This is a genomic window from Pedobacter jeongneungensis (assembly GCF_000633455.1).
GTDB lineage: Bacteria > Bacteroidota > Bacteroidia > Sphingobacteriales > Sphingobacteriaceae > Pedobacter > Pedobacter jeongneungensis_A.
Genome location: NZ_AYMG01000040.1, coordinates 1 through 16,041, shown reverse-complemented (window position 1 = coordinate 16,041; position 16,041 = coordinate 1). Strand labels below are relative to the sequence as shown.

Annotated in this window: 11 protein-coding genes; 5 read left to right on the top strand and 6 right to left on the bottom strand. The window is 39.3% G+C overall.

Going from position 1 to position 16,041, the window contains the following annotated elements; all coding sequences use genetic code 11:
* Positions 1-415: 415 nt before the first annotated feature.
* From U859_RS0129275 to U859_RS0129260, 4 genes are all read left to right on the top strand, one after another.
* Positions 416-1,696 carry a TIM barrel protein gene (locus U859_RS0129275; protein WP_025146761.1) on the top strand — a complete coding sequence of 427 codons (1,281 nt, stop codon included), beginning with the start codon at positions 416-418 and terminating at the stop codon, positions 1,694-1,696.
* A 13-nt stretch (positions 1,697-1,709) separates the two neighbouring features.
* Entirely contained in the window at positions 1,710-3,095 is a 1,386-nt protein-coding gene (locus U859_RS0129270) for an FGGY-family carbohydrate kinase (protein WP_025146760.1), read from the top strand.
* A gap of 42 nt (positions 3,096-3,137) precedes the next feature.
* Entirely contained in the window at positions 3,138-4,169 is a 1,032-nt protein-coding gene (locus U859_RS0129265; RefSeq protein WP_025146759.1) for a GntR family transcriptional regulator, read from the top strand.
* 217 nt (positions 4,170-4,386) lie between these two features.
* Positions 4,387-7,800 (top strand): DEAD/DEAH box helicase, encoded by a 3,414-nt coding sequence (locus U859_RS0129260; protein WP_025146758.1) that lies wholly within the window; start codon positions 4,387-4,389, stop codon positions 7,798-7,800.
* Between the two features lie 226 nt (positions 7,801-8,026).
* Here the strand turns inward: U859_RS0129260 and U859_RS0129255 are convergent, their stop codons facing one another.
* Positions 8,027-8,827: an SDR family oxidoreductase gene (locus U859_RS0129255; RefSeq protein WP_025146757.1), complete on the bottom strand. Its 801-nt coding sequence runs from the start codon at positions 8,825-8,827 to the stop codon at positions 8,027-8,029.
* 244 nt (positions 8,828-9,071) lie between these two features.
* Complete coding sequence (locus U859_RS0129250; RefSeq protein ID WP_025146756.1) at positions 9,072-9,653, bottom strand: thymidine kinase; 582 nt, start codon at positions 9,651-9,653, stop codon at positions 9,072-9,074.
* Positions 9,654-9,776: 123 nt separating this feature from the next.
* On the opposite strand from U859_RS0129250, the gene U859_RS0129245 reads away from it, so the two are divergent.
* Entirely contained in the window at positions 9,777-11,000 is a 1,224-nt protein-coding gene (locus tag U859_RS0129245; protein WP_025146755.1) for a hypothetical protein, read from the top strand.
* Positions 11,001-11,383: 383 nt separating this feature from the next.
* On the opposite strand, the gene rodA is transcribed toward U859_RS0129245, so the two are convergent.
* The 4 genes from rodA to mreC are packed head-to-tail and all read right to left on the bottom strand — an operon-like array spanning position 11,384 to position 16,005.
* On the bottom strand, positions 11,384-12,646 hold the full coding sequence (gene rodA / locus U859_RS0129240) for a rod shape-determining protein RodA (RefSeq protein ID WP_115684194.1): 1,263 nt from the start codon (positions 12,644-12,646) through the stop codon (positions 11,384-11,386).
* A 2-nt stretch (positions 12,647-12,648) separates the two neighbouring features.
* On the bottom strand, positions 12,649-14,658 hold the full coding sequence (gene mrdA, locus U859_RS0129235) for a penicillin-binding protein 2 (RefSeq protein ID WP_025146753.1): 2,010 nt from the start codon (positions 14,656-14,658) through the stop codon (positions 12,649-12,651).
* Complete coding sequence (locus U859_RS0129230) at positions 14,658-15,173, bottom strand: hypothetical protein (RefSeq protein ID WP_025146752.1); 516 nt, start codon at positions 15,171-15,173, stop codon at positions 14,658-14,660. The genes mrdA and U859_RS0129230 overlap by 1 nt, the downstream gene beginning before the upstream one ends.
* Positions 15,166-16,005 (bottom strand): rod shape-determining protein MreC, encoded by an 840-nt coding sequence (mreC, locus tag U859_RS0129225; protein WP_025146751.1) that lies wholly within the window; start codon positions 16,003-16,005, stop codon positions 15,166-15,168. The genes U859_RS0129230 and mreC overlap by 8 nt, the downstream gene beginning before the upstream one ends.
* Positions 16,006-16,041 lie beyond the last annotated feature (36 nt).

The following is a 16,041-nucleotide window of genomic DNA, read 5'->3' as shown; positions in this document are numbered from 1 at the left end:
CTGTGGGGACACAGACCATGGCGATAAGTTAAAATGAAATAATAACAATTTGTGCCTCGGTCTGTGTCCCCACAGACCGAAACGAATAATTAAATTAGTGGTCAGTGGAGACAAAGATCACGGTAAGGATTAAATAATATTAACCACAGATAAAGAGGATGAACACAGATACAAAATCCGTGTTTATCTGTGTAAATCCGTGGCAAAAAAACATTGGTCTTTTGTACACAGACCATGGCAAACAGAATTTTAAATTCAGTTTTAGTAAGTTGTTTAACCGGTCTGTGCCTTGCACAGACCGAAAATGACTTTTAAAATTTAGTAAATATGATCATCATCCTCGTTTGCAACGGGGATGAACGAGAACGGCGATTATATCGCCACAACGATTAACCTAATAAAACCAAATATCCTCATGAATATCGAGCAGAACCAAATAGAAAAACATAACGACTCCCTTTTAACTTCACATCAACGTAAGCTTGCTTTTTTAAAAGAAGATTGGTCTCACATTGATCTCGAAAGCGTAATCCAAAAACTGGTAGATTTTCAGATTGCCATTCCAAGCTGGGCATTGGGTACCGGTGGAACACGTTTTGGGCGTTTTGCCATTACTGGTGGTGAGCCACGTACCATTGAAGAAAAAATTGAAGATGTAGGTTTATTGCACGCCCTTAATGGTGCAAGTGGTGCCATTTCGCTGCACATTCCATGGGACATCCCTCAAAATGCAGAAGCTTTAAAGTCATTAGCCGCTAGCTATGGTTTAAAGTTTGATGCCATGAACTCGAATACCTTTCAGGATCAGAAAGGATCAGCGTATAGCTATAAATTTGGTTCGCTTCAAAATGTAAATAAAGACATCCGCAAACAAGCCATTGAGCATAATATAGAAGTAATCAAACATGGTATCGCATTAGGCTCCGATGCTTTAACGGTATGGCTTGCCGATGGTTCTTGTTTCCCAGGTCAGCTTAATTTCCGTAAAGCTTTCGAAAATACTTTAGAGAGTTTGCATGAAATTTATTCAGCCTTGCCTGAAAACTGGAAAATATTTGTGGAGTACAAAGCCTTTGAACCTAATTTTTATTCAACTACGGTTGGCGATTGGGGACAATCATTATTGTACGCGAGCAAATTGGGTAAAAAAGCTTATACTTTAGTCGATTTAGGTCACCACTTACCAAATGCAAACATTGAGCAGATTGTAGCTTTATTGCTAATGGAAGGAAAATTAGGTGGTTTCCACTTCAACGATTCTAAATATGGCGATGATGATTTAACTGCAGGAAGCATCAAGCCTTACCAGTTGTTCCTGATCTTTAACGAGCTGGTAGAAGGAATGGATGCAAAAGGCATGAACCATGCAAAAGACCTTGGCTGGATGATCGATGCTTCGCACAACGTGAAAGATCCTTTAGAGGATTTATTACAATCGGTAGAAGCAATTATGATTGCTTATGCACAAGCTTTATTGGTGGATAGAAAAGCCTTGAACGAAGCGCAGGACAATAATGATGTAGCCAAAGCACAGGAGATTTTACAACATACTTTCCGTAGCGATTTAAGGGCTTTAGTAGCTGAAGCCAGATTAAGGGCTGGTGCAGCTTTATCACCGATTGCTTTATACCGCGGTTTAGAAGTAAGAAATAATTTAGTTAATCACCGCGGAAATACTGTTGCCACAGGTTTATAAATAGGAGAATAAAATGCCAAAACCTGTTATTGCCATATTTGATGTTGGGAAAACGAATAAAAAACTCTTTCTGATTGACGAAAATTACCAGATTGTTTACGAACGTTCTGCACGTTTTGTCGAAACGGTTGATGAAGACGGAGAGCCCTGCGAAAACCTCGAAAGCCTGCGTTCTTCAGTTTACGATTCCCTGCATCAGGTTTTGCTGTTAAAAGAGTTTGATGTTAAAGCCATTAATTTTTCTACCTATGGTGCCAGCTTTGTGTACCTGGATGAAAATGGTGAGCCTTTAACACCACTTTATAATTATTTAAAAGAATACCCGGAGGAACTTAAAAAAGCTTTTTATGCAAAATATGGAGGTGAGGAGAAGATTTCATTGGAAACGGCCTCACCAATTTTGGGCAGTTTAAATTCGGGCATGCAATTGTACCGCCTGAAACATGAAAAACCCGAAATATTCCAAAAGGTAAAATGGGCCTTACACTTGCCACAATATTTGAGCTATTTAATCTCAGGTAAAGCAGTGGCCGATATTACCAGTATTGGCTGTCATACCCAGCTTTGGGATTTTAATAAAAATAAATACCACGATTGGGTTTCGGCTGAAAAAATACAGGAGAAATTTGGTGAGTTTACTCCGGCAGATTCGAGCTTAACCACCAATTTTGAAGGGAATACCCTAAATGTAGGTGTCGGACTGCACGATAGTTCTGCGGCATTAATTCCTTATCTGGCAAATTTTAACACGCCATTTGTGCTTATTTCTACAGGTACCTGGTGCATCAGTTTAAACCCTTTTAACCAGCAGCCCTTAATGGCTGAAGAGCTTAAACAGGATTGTTTATGTTATATGCACTACAAAGGCAAAGCGGTTAAAGCTTCGCGTATTTTTGCAGGTTACGAACATGAAGTGCAGCTTAAACGGATCGCCGAACATTTTGATCGTGCTGCCTATTTGTTTAAACACCTGAAGTTTAATCCATCAATGATTTTGAAACTGGCGAATAAAATTCCTGAAAATCAACAGGAACAGCAAGGTTTTTCTGCAAGTTCAGCTTTTCCGGGTCGCGACCTGAATATCTTCCAGACCGCAGAAGAAGCCTATCATCAATTAATTTTTGACCTGATCAAACAGCAGATTTATTCATTAAAATTGATTTTAAATGCTGGCGTAAGGCGGATTTTTGTAGACGGGGGATTTGGTAAAAATGCCATTTACATGCATCTGTTGGCTACTTCCATTCCCGATATTGAGGTTTATGCTTCCTCGGTTTCGCAGGCTACGGCCATAGGTACCGCACTGGCCATAAATGATGCCTGGAATGAAAATCCTGCGCCAACAGACATGATCCAGTTAAAATATTATTCTGCCATTCAACGTAGCCTAGATTTTTAGGAATTTACCTATATTCGAAATCCCTACACCAATGTAACCGTTTTGAAACCAGAAGATTTAATCCCCTACATAAAAGTTGATGAGTATTCATCAACGCCAAAATACAAGCAGTTAACCAACGCTATTTTGGCCGCTATTGAAAGTGGTAAACTTCTTAAAAATAGTTTGTTGCCATCCATAAACGAGTTGAGTTTCAGTTTGGAAATGTCGAGGGATACCGCCGAAAAAGGTTACCGTAACCTTCGGAAACTGGGGGTAGTTGATTCTGTACCTGGTAAGGGTTATTTTATCGTAAATACCGATTTTTCGAGAAAATTAAAGGTCTGTTTGCTTTTTAATAAGCTCAGTACGCACAAAAAAATCATTTACGATTCCTTCACCAAAACCATTGGCGAACGTGCGGCGATAGATTTTTATATTTACAACAATGATTTTGCGCTGTTCAAGAAGATGATTGTTGCCAAGCGTGATGATTATTCGCATTTCGTGATTATTCCACATTTTTTGGAAGGGGGCGAAAATGCCCACGAAATTATCAATACCATCCCAAAAGAGAAACTGGTGATCCTTGATAAATTGCTTCCCGGTATCACAGGAGATTATGCTGCGGCGTATGAAAATTTCGCACAGGACATTTATGCGGCCCTCGAACAGGCTTTAGACCGGCTTTCTCATTACCGTACCCTAAAAATTATCTTTCCAAAAAATAGTTATTTCCCACACGAGATATTAACGGGTTTTTACAGGTTTTGCCAGCAGTATGCTTTTGACCATAAAGTGATCCACAACATCAAAGATGAAGAAATTAATCCTGGTGAAGTGTATATTAACCTGATGGAAGATGATCTGGTGATGTTGATTGAACGTTTAATTGCTCAAAAACTTAAAATCGGTGTAGATGTTGGCGTAATATCTTATAATGAAACCCCGTTGAAAAGAATCATTTTAGATGGAATAACGACCATTTCTACTGATTTTAGCAAACTTGGTGCACAGGCAGCGGAGTTTGTTCTCAATGGAAAAACCGAAAAGATCGAGGTTCCTTTTTATTTGAATTTACGTAAATCATTGTAGTACTCTTTTTAGTACGCGGTTAGTTCGTCATCTTGACTGAAGTGCAGCGAAATGGAGATATCTATGTAGACAGATTTCTCGACTACGTTGGACCCGATAGCTATCGGGTCCGCTCGAAATGACGGTTCTCTTGATTAATTGTGCATAAAAACCTAAAAAGTCATTTTAGCTAAAACTTATTAATGATTACTTTTATCATTCAGCTATTTTAGTTTAAATGAGTGAACCGGTAACAGCGCAACAGCTTTCAGAACAACATCCTTACGATTATATTTTAAAGGATTTTAACCTGAAAGATCTGAGTCAGGTTGTTATTCTTAAACATTTAAGTGGATTGATTCATACCGATGTTAAAGGCTTTTACCAGCTTTTTCCGGAGCAGATAGAGATTGATTATGCCGCTTTTAGTGATGAATCCTCAGGATTTCCTTTTCCGATTGTTCAGGTACAGCAGCACTCAAATTCGGTAAAACTTTCTTGTCGTTGTGTTACTCCGAAAAATAAACTCTGCGAACATCAGGCTCGGGTTTTGTACAATATTCTTCAACGTCAGGAATTACTGATTTTCTTTGATGCTAATCTCCGCAGGCAAAAGCTGGCCAAAATTGCGGTCGATTACGGATTGGAAAAAGAAAATGATTTCGATCTTTTGTTCAACCTCCGGTACGAAAACGGTCAGTTAGATATTCGTCCAAAAATGGATGCCCTGCAACCATTTAATAAAGAAGCCCAGCAAAATTTACAGGAACTTTTATTGCCGCCAGCAAATGCTAAGGTAAAACTGCAGTCCAAAAGTGACAAGGCTAAAATGATTCTGGTGCTCGGCCAACACCGCTATTACAACAATTTAGTGGTAGAATTATTTGAAGCTGAAACCACTAAAAGCGGCAAGGTTAAAAATCCTATTAAAAGCGTTAATCCCAACGACCTGCTTTTTAAAACCGACGATCATGATCTGGTGAAATTTTATAGTGGCATCACCACTTTTCAGCAGAATTACAATGCCGATCAGAATGAAGCAGAAATAGAGGCTCTAAGGGCAATTGTAAAAAATCCTCAGCGAATCCCATTTTATCTGCAGGATAGTAAACAGTCATCCGCAATTCAGGCCTCAACCATTACGGCGGTTAATGTGCATTTATTGGAAGTCGATTTACGGCTTTCAGTAAACCAGCGTGATGATTATTACGAAATTACTGGTCGGTTGATTATTGAAGGCAAATCTTACGAGCTGGATAACCTGGTATTGGTACACCAATATTTTGTTAAACTAAAAGATCAGCTTTATTTAATCGGTAGGCTGGATTTTCTACGTGTAATTGGTTTTTTTCAAAAGCAGAGCAACCGCTTAATCCTGCACAAAACAAAGTATCCGGAGTTTCAAAAAGCAATTCTGGTTCCTTTAGAAGGCAGCATTCACGTCGATTATTCATATTTAAAACCGGCTACCAAAAGTCAGATTGAAGAAAAAGGTTTCGATCTCGAAAATGAGCAACTGATTTACCTTTCAGAATCTGAAGATTATATCCTCCTTACACCCGTAATGCGTTATGGGAATTTGGAGATACCTGTATTGTCTAAAAAGCAGATTCAGGCGAAAGATAAACTAGGGAATATTTTTAAGCTTGCCCGTGATGAGAAGGCTGAACTTCAATTTATTTCGAATGTGATCAGGTCGCATCCCTACTTTTATGAGCAAATGGAAAACGATTTCCTGTTTGAGCAAAATAGTTATGATTCATTTTACCTTCATCGAAAACGGTTTTTGGAAGCAGCCTGGTTTCTCGAAGCTTTTGAAGTTTGGCGGAATAAAGGAATACATATTTTGGGCTTCAATCAGCTTAAAAATAATAAACTGAGCGAATTTCAGGCTAAAATCAATATCGAGGTGTTGAGTGGAACCGATTGGTTTGAAACCAAAGTAAAAGTGAAATTCGGCAAGCAACAGGTTGCACTGAAACTCCTGCATAAATCAATCAGGAACAAAAGCAAGTTTGTCACACTTGATGACGGTACACAAGGAATGCTGCCAGATGAATGGATCGAAAAATTTGCGGCTTATTTTAGCGCAGGAGAACTTACCGAAGAAGCCATTATTACCCCAAAAATTAAATTTGCTTCCATAAACGAACTTTATGAAGATGCTTTGCTGGATGGGGAAGTAAAGAATGAATTGAAGCTGTACAAGCAAAAATTTGAAAGTACTGATTCGATTCAGGAGGTGGAAGTACCAAAAGGTTTAACCGCAACTTTGCGCCACTACCAGAAAGACGGCTTAAACTGGCTTAACTTTCTGGATGATTTTAATTTTGGTGCCTGCCTGGCCGATGATATGGGATTGGGTAAAACTATACAGATTTTGGCTTTCATTTTATCACAGCGTGAAAAAGTAGAGCACAATACCAACCTCGTGGTGGTTCCGGCTTCATTAATCTTTAACTGGAAAGCCGAAGTAGAAAAATTTGCACCATCTATAAAGGTGAAGACGATTTATGCTGGCGAACGCACCAAAACCACCGATACTTTTGATGATTATGAAATCATTTTAACTTCTTATGGAACATTGCTGTCGGATATTCGCTTCTTAAAGGATTATCGTTTTAATTATATCTTTTTAGATGAATCGCAGTTGATCAAGAATCCAGATTCGCAGCGATATAAGGCCGTTCGCATGCTGCAATCGAGGAATAAAGTGGTGATGACGGGTACACCGGTTGAGAACAATACTTTCGATTTGTATGGACAGTTGTCTTTTGCTTGTCCGGGGCTCTTCGGCAGTAAACAACAGTTTGCCGATTTATATTCTACGCCGATCGATCAGTTTAAAGATAGCCGGAGGGCAGAAGAATTGCAGAAAAAAATCAGGCCGTTTATTCTCCGCAGAACTAAAGAACAAGTCGCTAAAGAACTTCCTGATAAAACTGAAATTGTACTGTACTGCGAAATGGGAGAGGAGCAGCGAGAGGTTTACGAAGCCAATAAAAAGGAAATTCAGGATTTTATTTTAGGCAAACAGGAAGACGAGCTGCCTAAAAGCTCCATGCATGTACTCAAAAGCATCACCACCTTAAGGCAGATCTGTAACTCAGCTGCTTTATTAGCCGATGGAAAATCATATTTACAGGCTTCCTCAAAAATTGATGTGCTGATGGAACAGATTGAAAGTAAAGCCGGGAACCATAAAATTCTTGTTTTTTCTCAATTTGTGACGATGCTCGATCTGATTAAAAAACAATTGGAAAACAGAGGAATCAGGTATGAATACCTTACGGGGCAAACGCGTAAAAGAGAAGAAGTAGTTACTTCTTTTCAACAGAATGCCGATATTCCGGTTTTCCTGATCAGTTTAAAAGCAGGGGGAACGGGGCTAAACTTAACCGAAGCTGATTATGTTTACCTGGTAGATCCCTGGTGGAACCCTGCGGTAGAAAACCAGGCCATAGATCGGGCGTATAGAATTGGCCAGCATAAAAATGTAATGGCGGTGCGTTTAATCTGCCCGGATACCATAGAGGAAAAAATTATGAAACTTCAGGCCACTAAAAAGGATCTGGTTAAAGATCTGATCCAAACTGATGGAAGTTTGTTTAAAAACTTGACCAAGAAAGAATTATTGAGTTTGTTGAGTTAGGATAAGTTCGTTAAATACACTCGGATTGTCATCCTGAGCCTGTCGAAGGATCTATATTGTTCACTATTCGTTCGTGGAGACATAAACCAAGGCACCAAAAGTAGATTCAAAAATTGTTCGTCATTCCCACGCAGGTGGGAATCGTAATGCAATAAGCTTTAAGATTCCCAATCAAGTTGGGAATGACGATGCGACTTATAAATGCAACTCAAAATAGGGCAAACATCTAAATCCCCACTTCAAACTCATAACCCAAAAATTCAGGCACATTCAAACTTTCTACGATCTTCCAATCTTTCTTTTCTGCAATAAAATGAGGTAATTCAAGCCCTGTGGTTTTAGCCGAATGGGTATAAAAATCCATTTTTGCAGGATGATTTGGAGCACAGGCATTGTAAGTTCTACGAAAGGCTTGTTTCTCTAATATTTTAACCGCAATACCTACCGCATCGGTTTGATGGATCAAATTTACCGGGGCCAGGCCATTCGGTACATTGCTTTTTCCGGCAAAAAATCTTCCAGGGTTACGATCAGGGCCAATTAAACCTGCAAAGCGGATTACTGTGCAATTTTCTGGGAATAGATCCTTAAAAAGTATTTCTGCTGCTAAAACCATCCTTCCTGAATCGGTGTCTGGCTTGGTTTCGCTGCTTTCGTTTACCACTTTATTTTCATCTGCATAAACACTGGTTGAGCTAATAAGAACCACATGTTTCGATTTATCTTTCGCAGCTGCTAAAATTGATTTGATCTTTTGGGGGTAATCATGAAGCTCAGTAGAATTTCGCTTAGGTGGAATACAGATGAATAAGGTGTCTGCTTCAAAAAACGCTTCCTCGGCTACAATTGCGTCTGCAGTAAAATTGATTAAATAAGGTTGTATATTTTCAGCCTGAAGTATGGCTAATTTCTCCTGACTGGTGGTTGAACCTTTAACAGCATAATTCAAACTAATCAGCTTTTTGGCTAAAGCCAATCCAAACCAGCCGCAACCTAAAATAGAAACGATATTGTTTTTTATATTCACGATACAAATATCAGTTAAATTTACTTCAGACAATTATTAAAATAAAGGAGGATTTTGTTTCTCAATTCACAGGCATAGCTTTTGCCACCTAGCCCCGGGTGCAGCAGGTACCCTGCAGGGTTGAGGTACGAAGCCCGAAGCGTACCGCGAAACACGGGAACAAACTTTAATTTTAGCACGGGTACTGCGCTTCAGAAAAAGAATACGCATTTAGCAATTAACTAATGACTATTGAACCAACTAACTATCCTTTCCCCAAGTTATAACAAGCCCTGCACCGTGGTTCATAACTTTCCTTTTCGCCCAATAAAACAGTCGCTTCATCAGCAGCGGTACGGTAGCTGTAAAGTGCTGGGTTGCCACAGCAAACACAAACAGCATTTACTTTGGTTACATGTTCGGCAATGGCCATCAGAGCCGGCATCGGACCGAAAGGTTTGCCTGTAAAATCCATATCCAATCCGGCTACAATTACGCGGATGCCCCTAAGGGCCAGTTTATTGCAAACATCAGGCAGTTCATCGTCGAAAAACTGCGCCTCATCTATCCCAACCACTTGCGTATTGGTGCCTAATAATAAAATGGCTGATGCGCTATCAACCGGAGTAGAATTGATTGAATTTAGATCGTGCGATACCACTGCAGTTTCGTGGTAACGGGTATCGGTGCGGGGTTTAAAAATTTCGACATTCAATTTAGCAATCTGGGCTCTTTTTAACCTTCTGATCAGTTCTTCAGTTTTACCAGAAAACATAGAGCCACATACCACTTCTATACTTCCCGAAAATTCGCCTCTTCTCCTAAAATTTTGTTCGCTAAATAACATGCCCGATTTTTTATTCCCCTATGTTCGCTCTATAATTTTTAAACCGAACAAATATGAGAATTATGTGTTATTTTTGGACACATAGTTACCAACATAAATCGCTAAAAAATTCGTTTTAACTTTATGATGAACCAACAGGATATTTTCAGAAAGATCGGCAATATTTTAACAGAATTAAATGAGCAATACCAGTTCCTTGCTCAAAATCCTCAACAATTAAACGATTTGGAGCTGGAGCTTTTCCTGGCCAATGCCCATTTTCTTTCCGATCATGTTAATATCGTCAAAAAACTAAATACGGCAGTAGAAGATAAGGCTACTCATGCTGGAAATCATGTTTTGTTGGCTGAACAGAATACCATTATCTTACCTGAAACTGAAAAAAACGTTATAGCTGAAAATGAAAGCTTAGCACCTCAGGAATTGGAAGAAATAGCGACCGCTGAAGAAGAGGAAGAACGTATTGACGTTAAGCCTGAACAGGAGAAATGGGATGATGAAATCATTGAAGAAGAAAAGGCTGAAACACTTTTAAATCAGGATTTTTTCAAACCCGATCAGGACGATCATACTTTCGAATTTGTGTTGGGTAACCACGATGAAAATGCACAGTTTGATTACGAAGCAAATCCGATAGCTATCGGATCTGTTGAAGAAATTTTCGACCGTCCCTTAAGTAAAGAAGAGGCCGAAATTTTAGCACATAAGAAGAAAATACACGAAAAAGAAGCTTTGGCTCCTCAGGAAGATATTTTGCCTGCTGAAGATGATGAAATTGGTCCTGAACCTTTTTTAATTCCACACGAAGAAGAACCTCAAGTAATTACTCAAGCGGAACCTATAGTAGAAGTTAAACGTGAAGAGCCAATTGCTGAAATAAAAAAAGAAGAACCAATTATCGCAACAACTCCGCCTATTGAAGCGCTTAAGGATGTAAAATTGGATGATCCTATTATTTCGCCCCCAGTTGAGCAGGAGCGTCCGTTATTTACCCCTGAAGCTGTTCCTGTAAAACCAGCTCCACAGCCCACAGCTTCTCAGCCGGCTCCAAGCTTAAACGACTTATTGGCTAAAACAAACAGCCAGAATAATGAACCTGTTAAAGCTCCGATTGCTGATTTAAAACAGGCCATCAGCTTAAATGAAAAATTACTGTTTATCAGGGAGCTTTTTAATGGCTATAATTTGGCCTATTCAGAAGTGATTGATATCATCAACAGGATGAATAGTTTCGAAGCTGCTGATAGCTATCTTCAACATAATTATGCTGCAAAAAATAACTGGGCCAGTAAACAGGCTACGGTTGATCAGTTTTACGAGCTGCTAAATAGAAGGTTTAGTAAGTAGAGCGGAGAGCGGATGGCGTTTTGGAAATTAGTGGTGTGGTGTTTGGAAGATAGTGTTACAATGGGAGAAAAGTCGTCATTGCGAGGAGGAACGACGAAGCAATCTTACAACTATGGTTTTATTGCGATCGCATTAAGATTGCCTGCCTGCTGCAGGTAGGCTTCATCCAATGAAAAATTGGCTTCGCAATGACGATCCCTCTTAGCCTGTTCCCTAGAAAAAACCCTGTATCGTCCTCGTTTTTAACGAGTATGCATGAGATTGGTATTTGTAATGCCTTAGATAATAAATCTTTGTACCAATATTATTAAGATCCTGAAATGAATTCAGGAGGACAAATCTCTATGCTTTTACGCGAAATATCGACTCCGGACTCCCGACTTTTAAATAAACCCCATCCGGTTAGAATCCAGCTTTAAAAAGATAAACAACAGGATTGTAAAACTCCATAATGACGAGCCGCCATAGCTAATGAATGGTAATGGAATCCCAATTACCGGAATAATTCCAATTGTCATTCCGATATTGATAAATACGTGAAAAAACAGGATACAGGCTACACTGTAGCCATAAACCCTCGAGAAGGTAGATCGCTGCCTTTCTGCCAGATTAATCAACCTGAGCAATAGAAACATGTATAAACCAATTACAACCGAACAGCCCAGAAATCCCCATTCTTCGCCAATGGTAGAGAAGATAAAATCGGTGCTTTGTGCAGGTACGTAACCGTATTTAGTTTGCGTACCCTGTAAAAAACCACGACCGGTTGCCTGCCCTGAACCAATGGCAATCTGCGATTGGATTACGTTATAACCCGCGCCTTTATTATCGGCTTTAAGGCCCAACATTAATTCGATACGACTACGCTGATGTGGCGCTAAAACTTTCTCGTAAGCAATTTTAACCACAAAAAGATAAGCAATGGCAATCATCGTTACCAATACGGTAGAGATGATGATTTTTTGTTTCCTCCTGTTATTATAAATGAAAAGTCCGCCAATTGTAGTGAGGATAAGGATTAATACATAAGTTGGCACCAGGAAATCGGCAACAAACAATACAATCATTCCTAAGAAGATCAAAAGAAAATAGCCTGATAAACCTTCACGGTATAAAGGGAACATAAAAGCAAGGAAAACCAATGCAGAGCCTGTATCGGGCTGTAACATGATCAATAAAAGTGGGGCCAGTACAATAAGACCTGCAATCACAATCGATTTAAAATCCCTGAATTTGGGGTTAAACGTACTTACATACCTCGCTAACAACAAGGCCGTACCAAATTTGGCAAATTCTGAAGGTTGCAGCCTAAAGGAGCCAATGGGGATCCAGGCCTGGTTTCCACCCACATTTCGCCCCACAAACAGTACCACAACAAGCAGAAACAGGGTGGCGCCGTAAATAAAAGGTGCAAAAACATTAAATAAGCGTCCATCAAATAATAAGATCGACAAGCCTAATATCAACCCGGTAATTACATAAATTAACTGTTTACCGTAACTGCTTGCAAAATCGAAACCTGCAGCCTTATCCGGATTGTAAATGGATGCGTATACATTTATAAAACCAACTGCGCATAAAGCAATGTAGATTAAAACGGTAATCCAATCTACATTAAAAAAGAAACGGTTTCCCTGTTGTTGCATCATTACTTATTGGTTACAGGTTTATGGTTTACAATGGGTTTGTTTATTTTGGGTTTTGTTGCAACAGTTTGTTTTATTATTGCCGGTTTTATTTTTAAACTGTCTTTAACCCTTTTAAGCGAATCGGTCTTTTTTAGGTTTAAACTATCTAATTTGGTTAATTTAACCTTTTTTGTCTTATCGATCAAAGCAGGTAAAAGATTGGTTTCAGAGAATGCTTTTACGGTATAACCATTCGAACGTGGCTTGATGGTATCCGTTAAATATTTTTCTACCATAAAACTCGATATCGGGGCTGCGTACGAACCTCCAAAGCCACCGTTTTCTACAATTACTGCAATGGCAATTTTAGGGTTATCCATTGGTGCAAAACCGATAAAAACCGAGTGGTTTTTGCCATGTGGATTTTGTACCGTTCCGGTTTTACCGCACATCACAATATTGGGTATCTGCGATTCTTTTGCTGTTCCCCACGGACTATTCACCGCATCCCGCATTCCATCAATTACAATAGGGAAATATTTCTCATCTACACCCACATAGTTTTTAACTACATATTCTTTTTTCACTACATTTTTATCGCCGATACCTTTAATTAGGTGAGGCTTTAAATAATAGCCGCGGTTGGCAATTGCCGCCATAACGTTTGCCATTTGCAAAGGGGTAGAGGTAATCTCTCCCTGACCAATGGCCTGCGAAATTACAGTGGTATATCCCCAGCGTTTACCATAAATCTTATCGTAGTGGTCGCCCTGATAAAATATACCCTTTTTTTCGAAAGGCATATCGATGCCCAATTTCTGTCCAAAGCCCCATTTAGAAATCTGCTCGTGCCAGTTGGCATAAGTCTGGCGTTGATTTTTTATGCCGTTTTTGGTAATGATGCTCTGAAAAACATGGCAGAAATAGGTGTTGCAAGAACGGGCAATACCGCGTTGCATGTTAATGGTACCATCAACGTGCTCGCATTTTACCTTATGGTTTCCGGCCATGTAATAACCGGGACAGAAAAACGTAGTATTTGGATCAATCGCGCCATCCTGCAATGCAACCAAGGCATCAACCGGTTTAAATGATGATCCAGGGGAATACTGACCAGCAATTGGCCGCACAATTTGCGGGCGGTAAGGGTTTGCAATCAAACTCATGTAGTTTTTACCCCAATCTTTACCTACTAACTGGTTTGGATCATATCCGGGGCTACTTACAAAAGCCAGGATCTCTCCGGTTGAAGGTTCGATGGCAACAATTGCACCTACCTTATTTTTCATTAGTTCTTCTCCAAGGCGCTGAATCCTGATATCTAACGAAGAAATTAAACGATCTCCTGATACGGCGTTTACATCGTATTTTCCATTGGCATAGCTGCCCTGAGCGATGTTTTTGGCATCATAAAGTATCCTTGTCTCTCCCTTTTCTCCACGCAAAAAATCTTCGTAAGAACGTTCTAATCCACTTTTACCTATAAAATCACCTGGCTTATAATAACCTTCCGAATTTTCGATATCAGTTGGACTTACTTCTTTAACATAGCCAAAAAGCTGTCCGGCTATGCTATCAGGATAATGTCTGATGGTTCTGTCTTGCGTTCTGAAACCAGGGAAACGGTACATGATTTCCTGTAAGCGGGCATAACTCTGTACAGAGATTTGACGTTCGAAAAATGTAGCCTGGTAATTCGACTGCGCCCTTGCTTTTTTTAATTTTTTACGCACATCATCAATGGTAATTTCTAAAGCATTGGCCAACCCAAGGGTGTCGAATGGTTTAACCTCGTTTGGCGTTACCATTAAATCGTAAACCGGTTCGTTCTGCACAATTACCTTCATGTTCCGGTCGAGGATAGCACCACGTGCAGGATATTTATAGATTTTACGCAATACATTACTTTCGGCAGAACTGAAAGCCTTGTCGCTAATGATCTGGATATAAAATAATTTCCCCAGCAAAATCAGGGCGATTACAATGAATAATCCTTGAACGATATATTTCCGGTTAAATAACTGATCCATTAACGTGGTGTTCTTCTATAGAATATAAACTCTACCAATAAAATAATAAGCAGTGTAAAGATACAACTTAAGCCGCATCTCATTAAGGTATAACCTACTTCGGTTAGCCTGAATGTTTCTAAAAAGAACAGCACTAAATGATGTGCAATAACGCAGAGAAAAGTATAAAGTGAAAACCATTGAAAACCCATATAACTTAACGAAGGTTCGGGATCGTCAATTGCGTCGCGGTTTAAACTTATTGATATAAAAGAAATCCTCACAAAAGCCAGTACCACACAGGCCGTGGCATGTACGCCCATGGTATCGTAAAAGGCATCGAGGGTTAATCCGGTTCCAAAAGCCAATAAATACAATACAATATTGGGAATACCAAAAGGAAGCAGAAGTAAAAACAATACGTAGATAAATGGCGTAGAAAGATCGTAAAAGCCCATATTTTTGAGCAGGAATATCTGCACAAAAAGTAGCAAAAACCACCTGATCACATTTACAATTATGATTCTACTATTCATTCGGTTTAACGATGCCTTCTAAAGCTTTTTGCTCTTCAGCCTTTTTATATTTAACCACATATACATATTGCAATGTGCTAAAATCTGTAAATAAATTTATTTCTCCTGATAAGAAATTATCATTGGTGGCTACGTTTGGTTTGCTGATCCGTCCAACCAAAATCCCGGCCGGAAATGAACCATAACCTGAGGTGACTACCGAATCGCCCACATACATCTTAATGTGGTTGGGTACTTCTTTAATAAATGCTTTTTTAATGTCGAAATTACCATCACCCCAAACCAATGAGCCCAATGCATTATTCTTTTTCAAAGTCACGCTTATTTTAGTGTCTTTATGTAAGAGCGATTGGATGGTTGCCAGGTGTTCAGAAACATCGCGGATAAAACCAACAACACCTCTCTGTGGCGCAATAACTGCCATTCCACTTTTAATTCCATCAACAGTGCCTTTATTAATGGTCATGATGTTATTGCGTAACGTAATCGAATTTTTAACTACTTTGGCTGCAAGGTAGGTGTAATCCTGATTGGTAACAGTATCAACAACTTTAACATCTTTAGCGGTATCAACAGTGGTTAAGCTTAACAACTTACTTCTAAGTTTGGCATTTTCTGCAGCAAGGCTATCGTTTACCATTCCAAGGTTTAAATAGCGCTTAAAAACATTTAACCTTTCGTAAGCCGTACCCACCACCTCATTGGTAGAGTTTAAGGTTACGCTACGCTGATAGGAGTTGTTCTTCACCGTTAGGTAAAGCCCAATGGTAAAAAAAATGATAAACAGGAAAAATGCGTTGTATCTGCTGATGAAAATCCAAAGGTTACGCATTGCTCATGAGATATGAGATTTGAGATATGAGATATG